This is a genomic window from Pseudomonas gorinensis (assembly GCF_042015035.1).
Taxonomy (GTDB): domain Bacteria; phylum Pseudomonadota; class Gammaproteobacteria; order Pseudomonadales; family Pseudomonadaceae; genus Aquipseudomonas; species Aquipseudomonas gorinensis.
The window spans coordinates 3,908,854-3,926,291 of sequence record NZ_CP167125.1; the positions used below are offsets into that span (position 1 = coordinate 3,908,854).

General features: G+C 62.6%; 18 protein-coding genes. 10 read left to right on the top strand and 8 right to left on the bottom strand.

The genetic code is table 11. The features are described 5' to 3' along the window. Window positions 1–12: 12 nt before the first annotated feature. From AB7933_RS17830 to AB7933_RS17845, 4 genes are all read right to left on the bottom strand, one after another. Window positions 13–945, bottom strand: coding sequence for an ABC transporter substrate-binding protein (locus AB7933_RS17830; RefSeq protein WP_024075543.1), 933 nt, complete (start codon window positions 943–945; stop codon window positions 13–15). 34 nt (window positions 946–979) lie between these two features. Further along, the gene (locus tag AB7933_RS17835; RefSeq protein ID WP_093235470.1) at window positions 980–1,948 is read right to left on the bottom strand and encodes an ABC transporter permease subunit; all 969 of its coding nucleotides are present in this window, start codon (window positions 1,946–1,948) and stop codon (window positions 980–982) included. A gap of 13 nt (window positions 1,949–1,961) precedes the next feature. Then, window positions 1,962–3,494, bottom strand: a complete 1,533-nt coding sequence (locus tag AB7933_RS17840; RefSeq protein WP_024075545.1) for a sugar ABC transporter ATP-binding protein — start codon at window positions 3,492–3,494, stop codon at window positions 1,962–1,964. A 154-nt stretch (window positions 3,495–3,648) separates the two neighbouring features. Continuing rightward, entirely contained in the window at window positions 3,649–4,200 is a 552-nt protein-coding gene (locus AB7933_RS17845) for a cytochrome b (RefSeq protein WP_024075546.1), read from the bottom strand. 181 nt (window positions 4,201–4,381) lie between these two features. On the opposite strand from AB7933_RS17845, the gene AB7933_RS17850 reads away from it, so the two are divergent. Genes AB7933_RS17850 through AB7933_RS17880 form a run of 7 tightly spaced genes read left to right on the top strand, consistent with a single transcriptional unit; the run spans window position 4,382 to window position 10,685 of the window. Beyond that, window positions 4,382–5,059: a thermostable hemolysin gene (locus tag AB7933_RS17850; RefSeq protein ID WP_024075547.1), complete on the top strand. Its 678-nt coding sequence runs from the start codon at window positions 4,382–4,384 to the stop codon at window positions 5,057–5,059. Beyond that, window positions 5,049–6,527, top strand: a complete 1,479-nt coding sequence (locus AB7933_RS17855; protein ID WP_024075548.1) for an AMP-binding protein — start codon at window positions 5,049–5,051, stop codon at window positions 6,525–6,527. Before AB7933_RS17850 ends, AB7933_RS17855 begins: the two co-directional genes overlap by 11 nt. Beyond that, on the top strand, window positions 6,524–7,198 hold the full coding sequence (locus AB7933_RS17860; protein WP_024075549.1) for a TenA family transcriptional regulator: 675 nt from the start codon (window positions 6,524–6,526) through the stop codon (window positions 7,196–7,198). The genes AB7933_RS17855 and AB7933_RS17860 overlap by 4 nt, the downstream gene beginning before the upstream one ends. Then, the gene (locus tag AB7933_RS17865; protein ID WP_024075550.1) at window positions 7,185–7,994 is read left to right on the top strand and encodes an SDR family oxidoreductase; all 810 of its coding nucleotides are present in this window, start codon (window positions 7,185–7,187) and stop codon (window positions 7,992–7,994) included. The genes AB7933_RS17860 and AB7933_RS17865 overlap by 14 nt, the downstream gene beginning before the upstream one ends. Continuing rightward, window positions 7,991–8,635 (top strand): tetratricopeptide repeat protein, encoded by a 645-nt coding sequence (locus tag AB7933_RS17870; protein ID WP_024075551.1) that lies wholly within the window; start codon window positions 7,991–7,993, stop codon window positions 8,633–8,635. The genes AB7933_RS17865 and AB7933_RS17870 overlap by 4 nt, the downstream gene beginning before the upstream one ends. Before the next feature lie 11 nt (window positions 8,636–8,646). Continuing rightward, on the top strand, window positions 8,647–9,309 hold the full coding sequence (locus AB7933_RS17875) for a response regulator (protein ID WP_024075552.1): 663 nt from the start codon (window positions 8,647–8,649) through the stop codon (window positions 9,307–9,309). Continuing rightward, entirely contained in the window at window positions 9,306–10,685 is a 1,380-nt protein-coding gene (locus AB7933_RS17880) for an ATP-binding protein (protein ID WP_024075553.1), read from the top strand. Before AB7933_RS17875 ends, AB7933_RS17880 begins: the two co-directional genes overlap by 4 nt. Here AB7933_RS17880 and AB7933_RS17885 read toward each other — a convergent pair. The 3 genes from AB7933_RS17885 to AB7933_RS17895 are packed head-to-tail and all read right to left on the bottom strand — an operon-like array spanning window position 10,678 to window position 13,233. Beyond that, window positions 10,678–11,916 carry an MgtC/SapB family protein gene (locus AB7933_RS17885; protein WP_024075554.1) on the bottom strand — a complete coding sequence of 413 codons (1,239 nt, stop codon included), beginning with the start codon at window positions 11,914–11,916 and terminating at the stop codon, window positions 10,678–10,680. The two genes, AB7933_RS17880 and AB7933_RS17885, sit on opposite strands and share 8 nt — an antisense overlap. Then, window positions 11,913–12,128 (bottom strand): hypothetical protein, encoded by a 216-nt coding sequence (locus AB7933_RS17890; protein ID WP_024075555.1) that lies wholly within the window; start codon window positions 12,126–12,128, stop codon window positions 11,913–11,915. Before AB7933_RS17890 ends, AB7933_RS17885 begins: the two co-directional genes overlap by 4 nt. 31 nt (window positions 12,129–12,159) lie before the next feature. Beyond that, window positions 12,160–13,233: an NAD(P)-dependent alcohol dehydrogenase gene (locus AB7933_RS17895; RefSeq protein WP_024075556.1), complete on the bottom strand. Its 1,074-nt coding sequence runs from the start codon at window positions 13,231–13,233 to the stop codon at window positions 12,160–12,162. A gap of 244 nt (window positions 13,234–13,477) precedes the next feature. Here AB7933_RS17895 and AB7933_RS17900 point away from each other — a divergent pair, with 244 nt between their 5' ends. The 3 genes from AB7933_RS17900 (at window position 13,478) to AB7933_RS17910 (ending at window position 16,022) form a co-directional block, all read left to right on the top strand. Then, window positions 13,478–14,401 carry a universal stress protein gene (locus tag AB7933_RS17900; RefSeq protein ID WP_024075557.1) on the top strand — a complete coding sequence of 308 codons (924 nt, stop codon included), beginning with the start codon at window positions 13,478–13,480 and terminating at the stop codon, window positions 14,399–14,401. Window positions 14,402–14,606: 205 nt separating this feature from the next. After that, the gene (gene fnr, locus AB7933_RS17905) at window positions 14,607–15,356 is read left to right on the top strand and encodes a fumarate/nitrate reduction transcriptional regulator Fnr (protein WP_024075558.1); all 750 of its coding nucleotides are present in this window, start codon (window positions 14,607–14,609) and stop codon (window positions 15,354–15,356) included. A 99-nt stretch (window positions 15,357–15,455) separates the two neighbouring features. Next, window positions 15,456–16,022, top strand: a complete 567-nt coding sequence (locus AB7933_RS17910) for a GNAT family N-acetyltransferase (protein WP_041161222.1) — start codon at window positions 15,456–15,458, stop codon at window positions 16,020–16,022. Window positions 16,023–16,093: 71 nt separating this feature from the next. Here the strand turns inward: AB7933_RS17910 and AB7933_RS17915 are convergent, their stop codons facing one another. Next, the gene (locus tag AB7933_RS17915) at window positions 16,094–17,092 is read right to left on the bottom strand and encodes a succinylglutamate desuccinylase/aspartoacylase domain-containing protein (protein ID WP_024075560.1); all 999 of its coding nucleotides are present in this window, start codon (window positions 17,090–17,092) and stop codon (window positions 16,094–16,096) included. Window positions 17,093–17,438: the final 346 nt, after the last annotated feature.

The window sequence follows — 17,438 nt, forward strand, 5'->3', positions numbered from 1 at the left end:
CCTCTCAATGAATCAATGTTTGCTCGACCAGCCGCTGTAGGTGCCGACGTTGTCACGGGTGATCAGTTTGGGCGTGAGCAGGGTCACCGCTTCGGCCGGGGCCTTGTCATTGAGCAGGTCATTGCCGATGTTCACCGCTGTCTGCGCCATGGCCCACGGGTCCTGGCTGGCGGATGCCTGGATCTGTGTGTCGGTCTTGAGCGCATGTTCGATATCCGGCGCGCCGTCCACCGACGTAATGATGATGCCGCTGCGCTTGAGCTGCTTGGCCGCCAGGTCGCTGCCGATGGCTTGCGGGTCGTTGATCGCGAACAGGCCGTCGATGCTCGGGAAGCGGGTCAGGTAACCCTGCATGGCGTTCAGGCCGCCTTCGCGCGAGCCCTTGCCGTCCTGGTCGTCGGACAGCACCTTGATGTCGGGTGCCGCGGCCAGGGCGGCCTTGCAACCTTTGACGCGATCGGTCACCGCCGTGACTTGCGGGCCGTTCTGGATAATCACGTTGCCCTTGCCCTTGAGCTTGTCCACCAGGAACTGGCAGGCCAGCTTGCCGGCTTCGACGTTGTCGGTCTGCACGGTGGCATTCACGCCCTTGGCGTCCACGTCCACGGCCACCACGACAATACCGGCGTCGCGCGCTTTCTTGATCGCCGAGGCCATGGCAGAAGGGTCGACGGCGTTGATCAGGATCAGGTCGACCTTGGACGAGATGAAGTTGTCGATCTGCGAGAACTGCTTGCTCAGGTCATAGTCGGCCGACACCGAGGTCACCTTGACGTCGGGGTTCAGGGCCTTGGCCCTTGCGGTTGCGCCGTCGGCCAGGGTCACGAAATACGGGTTGCCGAGCGAGCCCATGCTGATGCCGAGGGCTTTGAGCTCACGGGCTTCAACGGCTTGGGACATCAGGGCGGCCAAGGCCATGACGGGGAACAGATGTTTAAGGTTCATGCGGGTCTCTCTTGTGATTGTTGTATGAGTGAATTCAGGTGCGCGCACCGGATTGGCGATAACGATCCAGCGCCACTGCGCCGATGATCACGATGCCCTTGATGATGTACTGCCAGATATCCGACACCCCCAGCAGCACCAGGCCATTGGTGAGTACCGCAATGATCAGGGCGCCGATCAACGTGCCGCCGATGGTGCCGACCCCGCCGGTAAAGCTGGTGCCGCCGAGGATCACGGCGGCAATCGCGTCCAGTTCATAGGATTGCCCCAGTTGCAGGCCGTTGGCGGCGAACAGGCGCGAGGCGCTCATCACCGCACCGAGCCCGGCCAGCGCACCGGACATGGCATAGACAAACAGCAGCACTTTCCACACCTTGATTCCGGAGAGCCGCGCCGCTTCGGGGTTGCCGCCCACCGAATAGATCTGCACGCCCATCACGGTGCGACGCAGGATGAACCACGACAGGGCCACCACCGCCACGGCGATCACCACCAGCCACGGCACGCCGAGGATCGAGTCATTGCCGATAAAGGCAAAAGGCAGGTCGGGGTTGAACACCGTCTTGTCATCGGCGAGCAAGCGCGCCAGGCCGCGCATGGCGGTCAAGGCCCCGAGGGTGACGATAAACGGCGGCAGGCGCATGAAGGCAATCAGCCCGCCGTTGACCAGGCCCAGCAACAGGCCAAAGCCGATACCGGCGGCGATACCGAACATGCCGAACTGCGGCGACATCGACGCCTGCAACGCCACCACGGCCGACGCCGCCAGGATCGCCCCCACCGACAGGTCGATGCCCGCCGTGAGGATCACAAAGGTCATGCCCGCTGCCAGCACCACATTGACCGACGCCTGCTGGGTGATGATCGACAGGTTCTGCATCGTCAGGAAGTTTTCACTGGCCAGGGCAAAGCCCACCAGCAGCAGGATCAGCACCGGCAGCATGCCGACCGTGCGCATCAGCCCTCGGACGCGTTCGGCCTTGCCGACAGCCGGGAGGGTCATCGTGTTGTGTGAATCAGCCATGGGCAACCACCTGATCGCCACCAGTGGCGAGGTCAATAATACGTTCCTGGGAAATGACGTGGCCGGAAGCCCCGCCGACTTCGGCCACCAACTGGCCTTCGCGCATGATCAGCACACGGTCGCAGGTGCCGATGATTTCCGGCAATTCGCTGGAGATCACCACGATGCCGACGCCCGCCTGGGCCAGTTGGTTGATGATGCGGTAGATCTCGGACTTGGAGCCGATGTCCACGCCCCGCGTCGGTTCGTCGAGGATCAGCACATGCGGCTTGACCTCCAGCAGCCGCGCCAGCAAGACCTTTTGCTGGTTGCCACCGGACAACGCCCCCACATTGACCTTGCCCGAGGCCACGCGGATCGACAGTGACTTGATCGCGTCATTCGAGCGTTGCGCGGCATGCCGGCGATCGAGTACGCCACCGGCATGGGCGTCGGGCACACAGGCACAGACATTGATGTTGTCGGCCACGCTCATGTCGAGGAACAGGCCCTGGGCCTTGCGGTCTTCGGTGAGGTAGACCACGCCGGCCCGAATCGCATCGGCCGGGTTGCGCAGTTGGGTCACGCGCTCGCCCACCACTTCCAGGGTGCCGGAGGTGCGCGGGTCGGCGGCGAAAATCAGTCGCGCCAGTTCGGTGCGCCCTGCCCCGACCAAACCGGCAATGCCCAGCACTTCACCGGCATGCAGGTCGAAACTGCAATTGCGCACGCGCTTGCCATCGGCCATGTCACGCACGCGCATCACCACGTTGCCGGGGTTATAGGCCGCGTGTTCCTTTTTGTAGAAACCGGAGAGGTCGCGGCCCACCATCATTTTCACCAACACCTCGGCCGACAGCGCGTCGCGGGTCAATTCGCCGATGTATTGGCCGTCGCGCAGCACCGAGACGCGGTCCGACAGCTCATAGATCTCGGCCATACGGTGGCTGATATAGATGATCGCCAGGCCCTGGCTGCGCAGTTGCTTGATCAGCGCGAACAGGCGGTCGGTCTCGCGGGACGACAGCGGCGTGGTCGGCTCGTCCATCACCAGCAACTTGGCGTGGGCATGCAAGGCGCGGGCGATTTCCACCAATTGGCGCTCGGCGATCGACAGGCTGCTGACCTGGGTTGCCGGGGTGAACTCGGCGCCCAGGCGTTGCAGCACCTCGACGCAACCGGCCTGCATGCCCTGGCGGTCGATGGTCCAGCCACGACGCAGTTCCCGGCCCAGGTAGATATTCTCGGCCACGCTCAGGTTCGGGCACAGGCTCAGTTCCTGATAGATCACGGCGATGCCGAGGGCTTTGGCGGTGGCGGGCGTGAAGGTGGCGACACGCTGGCCGGCGATGCGGATTTCGCCGCCGGGATCGGCCTGGTAGGCGCCGGAGAGGATTTTCATCAGGGTCGATTTGCCGGCGCCGTTCTCCCCCATCAAGGCGTGGATTTCGCCGGGGTAGACCTTCAGGCCGACATTCTTGAGCACACGCAAACCGTTGAAGGTTTTGCTGATGCCCTGCATCTCAAGCAAGGGTTCAAGGCTCATGACTGAGCTCCTGGTTTTATTATTTTTGTCTATCGACCCCTTGGATCAGAGCCGATTGCCACCGACTCTAATCAGATACATTTACTTACGCAAGCGCTTGCGTGCGCCGTTTGTCGCTAGAAGAAACGTTTCATCAAGCGCTTTAATCGCAATTTCAGCCTTTGTAGCGTTTCGGCAGCATGCGCACCAGGGTGTTATCACGCACCCAGTAATGGTGGAACAGCCCCGCCGCCGCGTGCAGGCCGATCAACCAATAGCCGGCGCTACCCAGCCACTCATGCCAGTGCTTGAACTGCCGGGCCAGGTCCGGGTCCGGTGCGACCAGCGAGGGTAAGCCGAACTCGAAATACGGCACCGGCTTGCCTGCGGCATTGAGCATCAGCCAGGCCAGCAGTGGCGTGATGATCATCAGGCCGTACAACGCCAGGTGCATCAGGTGCGATGCAGCCGTTTGCCAGGCGGGCGGTCGCGGCACAATCGCCGGGCGTGGCGCCAGGCGTCCCAGCAGACGCAGCCAGACCAGCACGAATATGCCAATCCCGAACAGCGCATGGCCACCGAGGAACACGCCCTTGAGCGCATGCCCGCGGGGCAGCAGGCCTTTGATTTCGATACAGGCGTACACGCCAACGAACAGCGCGAGCATCAGCCAGTGCAGGCTCATCGACAGCCTTGCGTAGCGCGTTGTCATCTGGTTTTCGGTCATGGGAAAGGAGCCTTATGCAGGAAGGGTGGCCGGTCTCGGCCTCGAAGCGTCGGCGTCACCCTGCCTGCGAAGTCTTAAGGCAGTCTGAAGATCGGCCGATCGATCATTTTCACCACCTTCAGACTTCGTTAAGAAATGCCTCCGATACTCCACCCAACTTCACTTGGGAGACGTATCGCCAATGCCCGACATCGATTGGAGCGATCGCTTGCCGCTGCTGTTTGGCCAGGCCGACAGTACGCCGCTATGCCTCGCCCGTGCCCTGCCCCAAGACCCTCAGCGCGCGGAATTCGAGGCGTTTATCCAACAGCGTTTTCGCATTGCCCACGGCGCCGATATCCGCCACTTCATGCCGCAGTTGTTTGGCGTGAGCCAGGCCAACGGTGAACTGTGTGCCGTCGCCGGGGTGCGCCTGGCGAACGCAGAACCGTTGTTCCTGGAACGTTACCTGGACCATCCGATCGAGCCACTGATCAGTGCCGCCGCCGACCAACCGGTGGAGCGCGGGGCCATTGCCGAAGTCGGCAACCTGGCCGCCAGCGATACCGGCAGCGCCCGCCTGAGCATCATCGCCATCACCTGGCTGCTGGCCATGGGTGGCCTGGAGTGGGTGGCGTTCACCGGCAATATCGGCCTGGTCAACAGCTTCCACCGCCTCGGCTTGAAGCCGGTCACCCTGTGCGCCGCCGACCCGCAGCGCCTGGGCGATGACCGCCATCACTGGGGCAGTTACTACGAAAGCCAACCTTGGGTGCATGTCGGCAATATCCGCGCCGGCTTTATCCATTTGCGCAACATGGGCCTGTTCTCACGCCTGGGGTTGCCTACCACGATTGAGGACGCCAGCCATGTCGCCTGAAACCCGCCGCTTCCACGCCGTGCTTCGCGGTTACGCCGAGCGCAATGACGGTGCTATCGCCTTGTGGGGCGACACCTTGAAGATGGATTACACCTCACTGTTCGCCGAAGTCGAGTACCGCCGCGAACGCCTGCGCGACGAAGGCGTGAAAGTGGTCGCCCTGGCCTTGGACAATGGCGTCGAGGCCATGCTGTGGGACCTGGCGGTGCTGTTCGAGGGGCTGACCTGCCTGACCCTGCCGCCGTTCTTCAGCCCGGCACAGCGCGCCCACTGCCTGCAACAAAGTCACGCTGAGCGGGTGCTCGCCGAGCCCCACCTGGAGGCTGAACTGCTCGCCAGTGGCTACCGTCAATCCGGCGAATTCTGGTGCCGTACGTTTGAAGGCCGCCCTTCGATGCCATCGGCTACCGCCAAGCTGACCTTCACCTCCGGCACCACCGGGGCGCCCAAGGGCGTGTGCCTGAGCGCCGACAGCCTGTTGCGGGTGGCCCGTGAGTTGTACCAGGCCAGCCACGTCACCGACCCACGCCATCACCTGGCCTTGTTGCCCATTGCGATTTTGCTGGAGAACCTCGGTTGCTACGCCGCGCTGTATGCCGGCGCCACCTTGAGCCTGCCCAGCCAGAAGAGCCTGGGTATCCAGGGCGCCAGCGCGGTGGACGCAGCGCAATTGCTCGGTTGCCTGGCGGCACGCCAGCCCCACAGCCTGATCCTGGTGCCGCAGTTACTGTTGATGTTGGTCATCGCCGCCGAGCAAAAGGCATTCAGCCCCCTGGGGCTGCGCTTCGCCGCGGTCGGCGGTGCGCGTGTGTCCAAGGCCTTGTTGCAACGGGCGCACCACTTGGGCATGCCGGTGTACGAAGGCTACGGGCTCTCGGAATGCGCTTCGGTGGTGTGCCTGAACCGCCCTGAGGCCAACCGGCCGGGGAGTGTCGGCCGGCCCCTGCCCCACGTGGAAATCCGCCTGGCCGAAGACGGTGAAGTGCTGATCAAGGGATCGACCCTGCTCGGCTACCTGGGCCAGCCCGGCCAGCCCGAACAATGGTGGCCCAGCGGCGACCTGGGCGCCTTCGACGAAGACGGTTTTCTCTACCTCAAGGGCCGCAAGAAACATCAGTTCGTCACCAGTTACGGGCGCAACGTCAACCCGGACTGGGTCGAGGCCGAGCTGACCCAGGGCGGGGTCATCGCCCAGGCGTTCGTGTACGGCGAAGCACTGCCGCAGAACCATGCCCTGCTGTGGCCCCATCGCGCCGACTGCAGCGACGCCCAACTGGCCGCCGCCGTGGCCGAGGCCAATAGCAGCCTGCCGGACTACGCCCAGGTGCATCGCTGGACGCGCCTGGCAGAACCCTTCACCGCCGCCAATGGCTTGCTCACCGCCAATGGCCGGCCACGGCGCGACGCCATCGTCGCCCGTTATCAAACCCAGCTTGCCCCTGCACTCAACGAGGAAACCTCATCGTGAATTTTTTCGACTCGCTGCAAGAAGCCACCCAACAGGAACGCAACGCACTGTTCAACCTGCCGATCATCCGCGATGCCATGGAAGGCAAGGTCAGCCTGGAAAGCTATCGCGCATTCCTGGCCCAGGCCTACTACCACGTACGGCATACCGTGCCGTTGATGATGGCTTGCGGCGCGCGCTTGCCCTCGCGCCTGGAATGGCTGCGCAAGGCCGTTTGCGACTACATCGAAGATGAATATGGCCATGAACAATGGGTGCTGGATGACATCGCCGCCTGTGGCGGCGACAAGGCGGCGGTACGCGATGGGCGCCCTGGGTTGCCCATCGAATTGATGGTCAGCTACCTCTATGACCTGATCGCCCGTGACAACCCGGTTGGCCTGTTCGGCATGGTCAATGTGCTGGAAGGCACCAGTATCGCCCTGGCCACCCATGCCGCCGATAGCATCCGCGATCGCTTGCAACTGCCGGCCACCGCGTTCAGCTACCTGAGTTCCCACGGTTCCCTGGACATCGGCCACATGGAAACCTACCGCCGCTTGATGAACAGCCTGGATGATCCTGAAGACCAGGCTGCCGTGATCCGCGCATCCAAGGTGGTGTACGCGCTCTACACCGATATGTTCCGCAGCCTGCCGCGCCTTGGGGAGGCTTCCCATGCGCCTGTCTGACGCCCGCGTGGTGCTGACCGGCGCCAGCGGCGGGATTGGCCTGGCGATTGTGTCCGCCCTCTGCGCCAGTGGCGCGCGGGTGCTGGCCGTGGCCCGTCATCGTGGGCCGTTGGAAGGTTTGCTTGAACGCTATCCGCAGCAATTGTGCTGGGTAAGCGCCGACCTGACCTTTCTCGCCGACCGGCGCAAAGTGCTGGCCGCCGCCGAAGCCATCGGCGGCGTGAACCTGCTGATCAACGCCGCCGGTATCAATCACTTCGCGATGCTGGAGCAACTGGACGACAACGAAATCAACGGGATGCTGGCGCTGAACATCACGGCGCCCATCTGCCTGACCAAGCTGCTGTTACCCATGCTCAAGCAGGCGCCAAGCGCCATGGTGGTGAACGTGGGCTCTACCTACGGCTCCATCGGCTACCCCGGCTATGCCACCTACTGCGCCACCAAGTTCGCCTTGCGCGGCTTTTCTGAAGCGCTGCGCCGGGAACTGGCCGATACCCGCGTCGGGGTGCTGTACGTCGCCCCGCGCGCCACCCATACCAAGATGAACAGCCCCGCCGCGCAAGCCTTGAACGATGCGCTCAAGTCCAACGTCGACGACCCGAACACCGTGGCTTCAGCCGTGATCCAGGCGATTGCCAACGAGCGTCGCGATCTGTACCTGGGCTGGCCGGAGCGTTTCTTTGTGCGCCTTAACAGCCTGCTGCCCAACCTGGTCGACCGAGGCTTGCGCAAACAACTGCCGTTGGTACGCCGCTTGAGCGACAAACCCGAGAATGAGGACCTGAAACCATGAAGCGATTTTTCGTTGCGCTGCTGCTCACCGCCCTGAGCCCCTTGACCTGGGCGCTGGAGGCCGCTGACCAGCAACGCCTGAACGACATCCAGACGCGCTGGGCCCAGATCCAATACAACCTGCCTGAAGAGCAGCGAACCCAGGCGTTCGAACAATTGGCCACCCAGGCAACGGCCTTCACCCAGGCCCGCCCCCAGGCTGCCGAGGCGTGGATCTGGTCGGGGATTGTCACCAGCAGTTGGGCCGGTGCCCAGGGCGGGCTGGGCGCGTTGAGCAAGGTCAAGGCGGCCAAGGTCGACCTGGAAAAAGCGCTGGCCCTGGACCCCAAGGCCCTGCAAGGCTCGGCCTATACCAGCCTGGCGGCCCTGTATGATCGCGTCCCCGGTTGGCCCATTGGCTTCGGCGATGCCGACAAGGCCGAACAGTTGCTCAAACAGGCCTTGCAACTGAACCCGGCGGGCATTGATAGTCTGTACTTCTGGGGTGACCACCTGTACCGGCAAAAACGCTATGGCGAAGCCCGTGATGCCCTGCAAAAAGCCCTGCTGGCCGCCCCCCGGCCGGGTCGGGAAACCGCCGATGCCGGGCGGCGCAAAGAGATCGAAAGCGTGCTGGCCGACATCAACAAAAAACTCAACTGACAGGAGTCTGCGTGCGCCTATTACTGATCGAGGATGACGTGGCATTGGGTGAAGGTATTCACCAGGCGCTGGTGCGTGAGGGCTACACCGTCGATTGGCTGCAAGACGGCAGCAGTGCCTTGCATGCCTTGCTCAGCGAAACCTTTGACGTGGTGGTGCTCGATCTCGGCCTGCCGCGCATGGATGGCTTGGAGGTGCTGCGACGCCTGCGCGACAGCGGCTCGAACCTGCCGGTGCTGATCCTCACGGCGCGGGACGCCACCGAAGACCGCATCGCCGGGTTGGATGCCGGCGCCGACGATTACCTGGTCAAGCCCTTCGACCTGGCCGAACTCAAGGCGCGCCTGCGTGCCCTGCTACGGCGCAGCGCCGGACGTGCGCGGGTGATGATCGAACACGCGGGCATTTGCCTGGACCCGAGCACACAGCAAGTCAGCTACCACGGCGAACCGGTGCTGCTCACGCCCAAGGAATATCAACTGCTGCACGAACTGCTGTCGCCGCCAGGCCGCGTGATGACCCGTGACCAGCTGATGCAACTGCTCTACGGCTGGAACGAAGAAGCCGAAAGCAACACCCTGGAGGTGCACATCCATCACCTGCGCAAGAAGTTCTCCAGCGAACTGATCCGCACCGTTCGCGGCGTCGGCTACCTGGTGGAGGAGCGCGGATGACCTCGATTCGGCGGCGCACCCTGACCCTGATCATCGGCCTGATGCTCGCCGGATTGCTGGTGATCAGTGTGCTGAACCTGCACGACAGCAATCACGAAATCGCCGAAGTCTACGATGCACAACTGGCGCAGAACGCACGCCTGCTCCAGGGCGTCATGAGCATGCCGCTGGCGAGCAAAGACCAGACGGAGCTGTATCGCGCCTTCAACAAAGCCTTGGGCGAAGCCATGCCCAAGGTGGATGGGCACCCTTACGAAAGCAAGATTGCCTTCCAGGTGTGGAACCCCCAGGGCGAACTGCTGGTGTTTACCGCCAGTTCACCGTCATTCGCCACGCCCCCGGAACAACCGGGCTACAGCAATATCGACGACCTCAATGGCCGGCAATGGCGCGGCTTCGTGCTCAAGGACAAGGACAATGGCCTGCGCATTTGGGTGGGCGAGCGCGACGATGTGCGCTCCGACCTGGTCCAGCGCATCGTGCGGCATACCTTGTGGCCGAATGTGCTGGGCAGCCTGATCCTTGCCGCCATGGTCTGGCTGGCGATTGGCTGGGGGCTCAAGCCCTTGGCCGACATGGCGGCCACCTTGCGTGCACGGCATTCCGGTTCCCTGGAACCGATGCAACTGACGCCCTTGCCCATGGAGCTGGAACCGATGCAGGCGGCGTTGAACCGTATGCTCGCGCAAATCCAGGACATGCTGGGTCGCGAGCGACGCTTTATTGCCGACGCCGCCCACGAAATGCGCACGCCCCTGGCGGTATTGCGGGTGCATGCGCAAAACCTGCTGGAAGCCGGCACCGAAACCGAGCGGCGCGAGTCCCTGGCCTTCCTGATCGCCGGTGTCGACCGCACCAGCCGCCTGGTCAACCAGTTGCTGACCATGGCACGCCTGGAACCGGCCGCCGGGCAGCCAGCGGTACAGGCGATCGACCTGGCGACAACGGTGCGTGAAACCCTGATCCAGTTGACCCCCTGGTTGCTGAGCAAGGACTTGGAACTGGTGTTCGAGGTCGACGATGCGCCGTACCAGGTGACGACCGACGCCGGCGCGATCGATATTGCCTTGACCAACCTGGTGACCAACGCGGCGAATTTCTCCCCGAAACATGGGGTGATCACCGTGGGTTTGTGCAAAAACGCCGAGTATTTCGCCCTGACCATCGACGACCAGGGCCCCGGCATCGATGAGGCCCAGCGCGACCGGCTCTTCGAGCGGTTTTACAGCCGCGGCAATGCCAAGGGGGCGGGCCTGGGCCTGACGATCGTACAAACCATCGCCCAGCGCCTGGGGGGGCGGGTGCGCCTCGAAAACCGGGAAACCGGTGGCCTGCGAGCGACCCTGGAGATCCCGGTGCGCGCGCACGTTACCTGAGCAGTGTGCCCAGCCACATTGCGCCGGTCAGCAGCACTTGCCCGGCGATCACGTAGGCGGCGAATGTGCGGCCGCCGCTGACCCAGGCCACCAGGCACTTGCTCAGCGCGTTGCAACTGACCACCAGCAATATCGGAATGGACGCAGCCTCCAGGGACAACTGGCCGCTGGTGGCCAGGGCGGCAATCGAGGCGATGGACGCGTGAGCGTCGGCGAAACCACTCAAGGTCGCGGTCAACATCACCCCCACCTGGCCGAAGTGATGGAGCATCACTGACGACAGGAAGGTAATGCCGGTCAGAGTCAAGACCATGATCAGCGCCAGCTTGAGGTCGAATGCGCCGCCGACCTTGATGATTTGGCTGGCCGCTGTCGTCGGCGCGCGCAGCATCAGGGCTGCCCCATACAACGCGGTGGTGGCAAACCCGGCGAGCAGCGGCCAGGCCATCTGCGAAAGCAGCCTCGGCTCCACGGCGCCGAGGATCAGCGCCATTTGGGTCACGGTGGCAATATTCGAAAAAATCGCCGCTGCCGCGAGGGTGCGCAGGTGCTGCGGCTCCTTGCCGACGATCTGGCCCATGGCGGCCACGGTCACCGTGCTGGAAGCGAACCCCGAAGCAATGGCGCCCACGACGTAGCCATACCGCGGCCCAAGCGCGCGCACCGCCACATGGCCCACCGCCCCTACCGCCATCAACAACACCGTCAAGGTACAGATAGTGCGCGGGTTAAGCGCACCATAGGGGCCGATAAAGCGATCCGGCGCCAGCGGCAACACCACCAGCGCCACGATCAGCAGCAACAGCCCGTCACGCATTTCGATGTCGGTCAATTGGATGCGGGCAAAGTTATGCAGTTTGTCGCGGTAGGCCAGCAAACCGGCGACGACGACGCCGATGGCGATAGCCCGTTCGGGGGCGTCCCCACACCCTGCGCCCAATACCAGCACCATGAGCAAGGTGACTTCGCTGGTGATGCCTGGGTCTTTATCCTGGCTCTTCCAGTACGCCGTGCTGGCGATCACCGCCAGGCAGCCGGCGATCAGCCCCAACAACAGGCCGCCACCGACTTGCTGTGTCACATAGCCTAATAACGCGGTGATGGAATAAGTGCGCAAACCCGCAAAAGCGCGCAGTTCGCCCTGCCCCTTGCGACGTTCGCGCTCAAGCCCGATCAGCATGCCGATACCCAGCGCCGCAGCGGCACCGGCCAGGTCGAGGGTGTGCGTCATCCATACCCGCCGGTGCGAATCAAAGCCGGTGCAGAACCTGTGGTGCCGCTTGGCGCGGCGACGCTTGGCCAGGGATGAGGTGCGTCCAGCCGTGCCCGCAGGCGGTGCACGAAGTCTTCGGCTGCGGCCAGGCTGGTGAAATGCACGAACCAGGCGTCCATATGTACTGTCCAGCGCAGCGGCGCCTGTTGTTGTGTGATGGTGATCAGCATCCTTGGCCTCGGCTGGCGCCCCCAGGCGCCTTCAGGGAGTAATCGCGACCTTCATGACGCCATCGCGTTGATGGGCAAACAGCTCATAGGCCGCCTCGATATCGTCGAGCTTGAAGCGGTGGGTCACCAGGGGCGACAGGTCCACCCCGCCGCTGGCAACCACGGCCATCAAGCGGCGCATGCGCTCCTTGCCGCCGGGGCACAGGGTCGACACGATGCTGTAATCCCCCAGCCCCGCACTGAAGGCGTCATAGGGAATGTGCAGGTCACTGGAATACACCCCCAGGCTGGACAGGCGCCCACCGGGGCGCAGCACGCGCAAGGCCGACTCGAACGTGCCCTGGGTGCCCAGGGCTTCGATCGCCACGTCGACCCCACGGCCGTCCGTGAGCGCCATGATTTGCTCGACCACATTGCCTTTCTTGAAATCGACGATATGGGTAGCGCCGAGGCTGCGGGCGACGTTCATGCGTTCACTGACCCCGTCGACCCCGATAATCATGGATGCGCCTTTAAGGCGTGCCCCCGCCACCGCGCACAAGCCGATCGGCCCCAGGGCGAATACCACCACCGTGTCGCCAATGCTCACCTCGCCGCGCTCGGCCCCGGAAAACCCGGTGGACATGATGTCCGGGCACATCAGCACCTGTTCGTCACTTAAACCGTCAGGGATCGGGCACAGGTTGGCCAGCGCATCGGGGACCAGCACGTATTCGGCCTGGCAGCCGTCGAGGGTATTGCCGAATTTCCAGCCCCCCGCCGCGCGAAAGCCATGCCGTGTATCGGGGCCGTCCTGGGAGCCACACCCGCACAGGCAGGCGTAGCTTTGCCCGCTGGGGGTGATGGCGCCGGCGATCACCCGCTGGCCTTCGACAAACCCGCGAACCTGGGAACCCAGTCGCTCAATCACGCCCACCGGTTCATGGCCCACGGTCAGGCCTTTGGCGACCGGGTACTCGCCGCGCAGGATATGCACGTCGGTGCCGCAGATGGTGGTGGTGGTAATGCGCACCAAGGCGTCCAACGGACCGACTTCGGGAATGGGTTTGTCGTCCAGGACGATACGGTTTTTTTCAACGAAGACAGCTGCTCTCATGGTTGCCATGCTGTGACCTCCTGGGCCGGGAAAAGGCTGATTGGCGACCAGACTGCACCGCGAATGCGCTGCGCAAGTTGATCATGATCAACAATCTCCCGATTGATCATGGCCCCCTGACCGCGCATCGTTGACCTGCCCTCCGCTCAAGGCGACTTGATGCAAGTCAAACCGCCACCGGCGCCCGGCGCGATGATGTCAGGCAGGCACCATTGCCCGCTGCTATCCGCCGCTTACCCAAGGGAGATTGCCCATGTCCACTCAAGCCCGTTACTTGTTGCTGGTTTCACCATTGATGGAGCGCAGTCCGGCCTTTGACAGGGCTGCGGCCTTGGCCAAGGCCGAAGGCGCCGCGCTGCATATCCTGGCCTTCGATTACCTGGAAGGCCTGGCCACCGCGGGCCTGGTCAATGAACAGGCGCTGGAACAGATGCGCCTGGGCTACGTCGAGCGTCATCATCAATGGCTGGAGGACCAGGCCCGGCCGTTACGCAATCTCGGGCTGACGGTCACCACCGAGGTGGCCTGGGTGGAACGCCCGCTGCAGGAGATATTGGTGCGCCTGCGGGAAGAGCCGATGGCCGTGGTAATCAAGGCGCTGGAGCATGAGTCGCTGCTGTCGCGGCTGATGTTCACGCCACTGGATGTGCACCTGATTCGCGAATGCCCGGTGCCACTGCATTTTGTCAGCGGTGCGCAACATGCCTTGCCGCGCAAGATCGTGGCCGCCGTGGACCCGTTCCATCGCAATAAGCACTATGACGACCTTAACGACCGCATCCTGCATGAAGCGGTCAAGTTGGCCACCGCCTGCGATGCCGAGGTGGAAGTGGTGTACGCCCATGACCTGTCCGACCTGGGCGCCCAGGAGTACGGGTTTGGCAGCGGCGCCGGCTTCTTCTCGTCGGTCGCCGCCAAGCGCTTGTTCGACGAACAGGGGCAGGCCTTCAATGACCTGGCCGCGCGCAACGGGATCCCGCCAGCACAGCGCCATATGATTCTGGGTAACCCGGCGAAAGTGCTGTCCAGCTACGCCGATGCCTACAATGTCGATGTGATTGTCATGGGGCGGGTCGGCCATCACGGGCTGTCGCGCTTACTGGGTAGTACAGCCGAATCGCTGTTGTACAAGATGCCGTGCAGCGTCTGGATGGTGAAGCCCGAAATCGTTGATTGATCACACGCACTTTGCTCGCCCCCGCGGCACTATTCGTCGCGGGGGTACTTCGCGTCAAAACAATTCATTTGGATACCTCAGCCTGACGCCAGGCATTCGGAACCCTCCAGCCGTCTAAATATATAAGTCCGCACCTAGCTTTTTTCATCACGTGTTGTTTAGTGTTATCTAGACAACCGGCAAGTGTGCAAGAGGCTTTTTTAAAATGAAGTCGACACCAATACTTTTACAAACGCAAAATTTAAGGACAGCTTGCGCCAATTGCAGCGTCCTAGAGTTGTGTTTACCCATCGGTCTGAACGATAGCGAAGTGAGCCGCCTGGATACACTTATTCCCCAACGGGTCAAAGTTAAAAAAGGCGCCTCGCTGTATCGCACCGCAGACCCGCTGCGCTCGCTCTATGCCGTGCGAACCGGCTTTTTCAAGACCTGCATTGTCTCCCTGGACGGTCGCGAACAAGTCACCGGCTTCCAGATGGCCGGGGAAATGCTCGGCCTGGATGCCATCAGCGCCGAGCAGCATGCCTGCCATGCCGTGGCCCTGGAAGACAGCGAAGTGTGTCCGATTCACTTCCACCAACTTGAACGGCTGGCCAGCCAGATTCCATCGCTGCAACATAACTTGAACAAGATCATGAGCCGCGAAATAGTGCGTGATCACAGTATGTTATTACAAATGGGCAATATGAATGCCGATGAACGACTGGCCGCGTTTGTATTGAATCTATCGGCGCGCATGAGTACGCGCGGTTATTCATCCCGCTCTTTTGTATTACGGATGAGACGCGAAGAAATCGGCTCTTACTTGGGCCTGCGCCTGGAGACGGTATGCCGCAGTATCGCGCAACTGCGCAAACTGGGCCTGGTGCATATCAGCGCTCGCAATGTCGACATTCTCGATATGCCGCAACTCAAGATGTTTATTGCCGGCTGTCATCGGCATGGGCCGGAGTGATGCTGATCTGATCCAGGTCAGCTTTAACGGTCGGTAAAGGCGTACAAACCAATGGAAAAGACGCTGTTTCAATCCCGTCCAACCTTCGGAGGTCATGCCATGCCCACCCTCGCAGAACACAACAGGCAAGCCGATGCCGCCTATAAGGAGGCTGCCCCCCACGAACACTGGATCGACGAGCTCAAAGACGGCCGCCACGTGCTGATACGTCCGTTGACCGCCGCCGATCGAGAGCGCGAATACGATTTCATCAAGAACCTGTCCCCCGAGTCGCGGCACGCGCGCTTCCTGGGTGAAATCAACGAGCCCGGCAAGCGCCTCATGGATCAGTTGATGAATGTCGATAATCAGCACCGTATGGCCTTTATCGCCCTGGTGCACGACAACGGCAAGCTGATCGAAATCGGCGTGGCTCGCTACGCCGAAGCCAAGGAGCACGAATGCGAATGCGCGGTCACCGTGGCCGATGACTGGCAACAACTGGGCCTGGGGTACATCCTGATGCAGCACCTGATAAAGGCGGCGCGCGCCAACGGGTTCAAACGCATGTACACGATCGACGGGGCCACCAACTCCCGGCTGCGCGACCTGACCCGTGACTTGGGATTCCATAGCGTGATCGATCCGAATGACAGTACCCAGGTGATCAGCAGCATCGAACTTTGAACCGCATGGCCCGCAGACGGGGCGGTTTGCCGCCCCGTCTGCCAATACGCTCGTTGGAGGGCATTCGTTGTCTAAGGGTCCAGCACGCCGCCGCTGTAGCTGTCGGATAAGCGTGTGCCGGTGAATTTGGCCACCACCGCCCCCTGGGCCACCAGGCGTTCGCGATGCCGGGTGACCAGGCGCCCGGTTTGTGCGGCATGCAGCGTTACCTCCGTATCCGGGTCACCAGGGCGCCCGATGATCCTGGCAAAACGCTCCCCCTCCTCGACCTGATCACCCAGGCTTTTTTCGAACACCAGCACACCGGCGCGAGGGGCGAGGACGGTTTCCATGCAGCCCATGTCCACTGCGTCGCCCTGCCATTCGCTGATCGCCGCCACCTCGTCGACTACGCCATTGATGCACAGCCAGGCCCACAGCCCGTCGGCATCCTGTTGTGCCAGGGCATCGCTGACATCCGCTTGCCCACGCAACTCGACGGTCGCGGCCAACTGCGGCGCGGCGTGGTTGATGAGGGTTTCTTCAAAGGAACCATCACCGCCGTCCTCCCAGACGATCACCACGTCCACCTGCAACGCGGCCGCCAGTGCCAGGCCTTGCTCGGGCCAGAAGCTGCGGTGGATGTAGAGGTAGGGCAGTGCTTCGTCATCGGTGTGCAGGTCCAGCACCAGGTCGGCATCGGCGGCCAGTTGCACCAGGCTCTTTTGCCATTGCGCCAGGTTGCTCGCCGGGCGCTCCATGGCCAGGGAGTGGTCAAATGCGCGGTTGAAATTCTGCCCACTGGCTTCGTGAAAACGCCCCAATAATTTGCCCTGGCGAAACTGGCCGATGCCGAACGGGTTGGCCTGCGGTACCAGCGTCACGCAGCCCTTCAGGCGGCCTTGCTGCTGACAGCGTTGCAAGCGCGGCAGCAGGTGGTGCAGCACCAGCATCCCGGCGATTTCATCGGCGTGAACGCCGGCTTGCAAGTGGACCCTGGGTCCGCTGCCGTCGCCTTCGAAGCGCCAGGCGTTGATAGACAGCAGGTTGCCAGCGTCGCCGGGCACCTGCCACGAAAGATCGATTGCCATGCCTTGCCCTCCTCTTATCCAACACGAATAAACGACCGTATTTTTGTGGCCAGTGGGCTTGCCTGTGGCCAGTGGGCTTACCTGTGGCGAGCGGGCTTGCCCTAATGCCGTTCAGTTAAGCGTACATCGCCTTCTGTAGGAGCGAGCTTGCTCGCGAAAAACGTCAACGATCACGCGTGTTTCCTGAATCAACGCGGCGCCTGTGAGTTCTTCGCGAGCAAGCTCGCTCCTACAAAAAAGCCTTAACTGAACGGTATTAGGGCAAGCCCGCTCGCCAGAACAAGCCTGCTGGCCAGAACAAGCCTGCTCACCACAACAGCCAGTTTTAGCAGGACCTCTTATCACT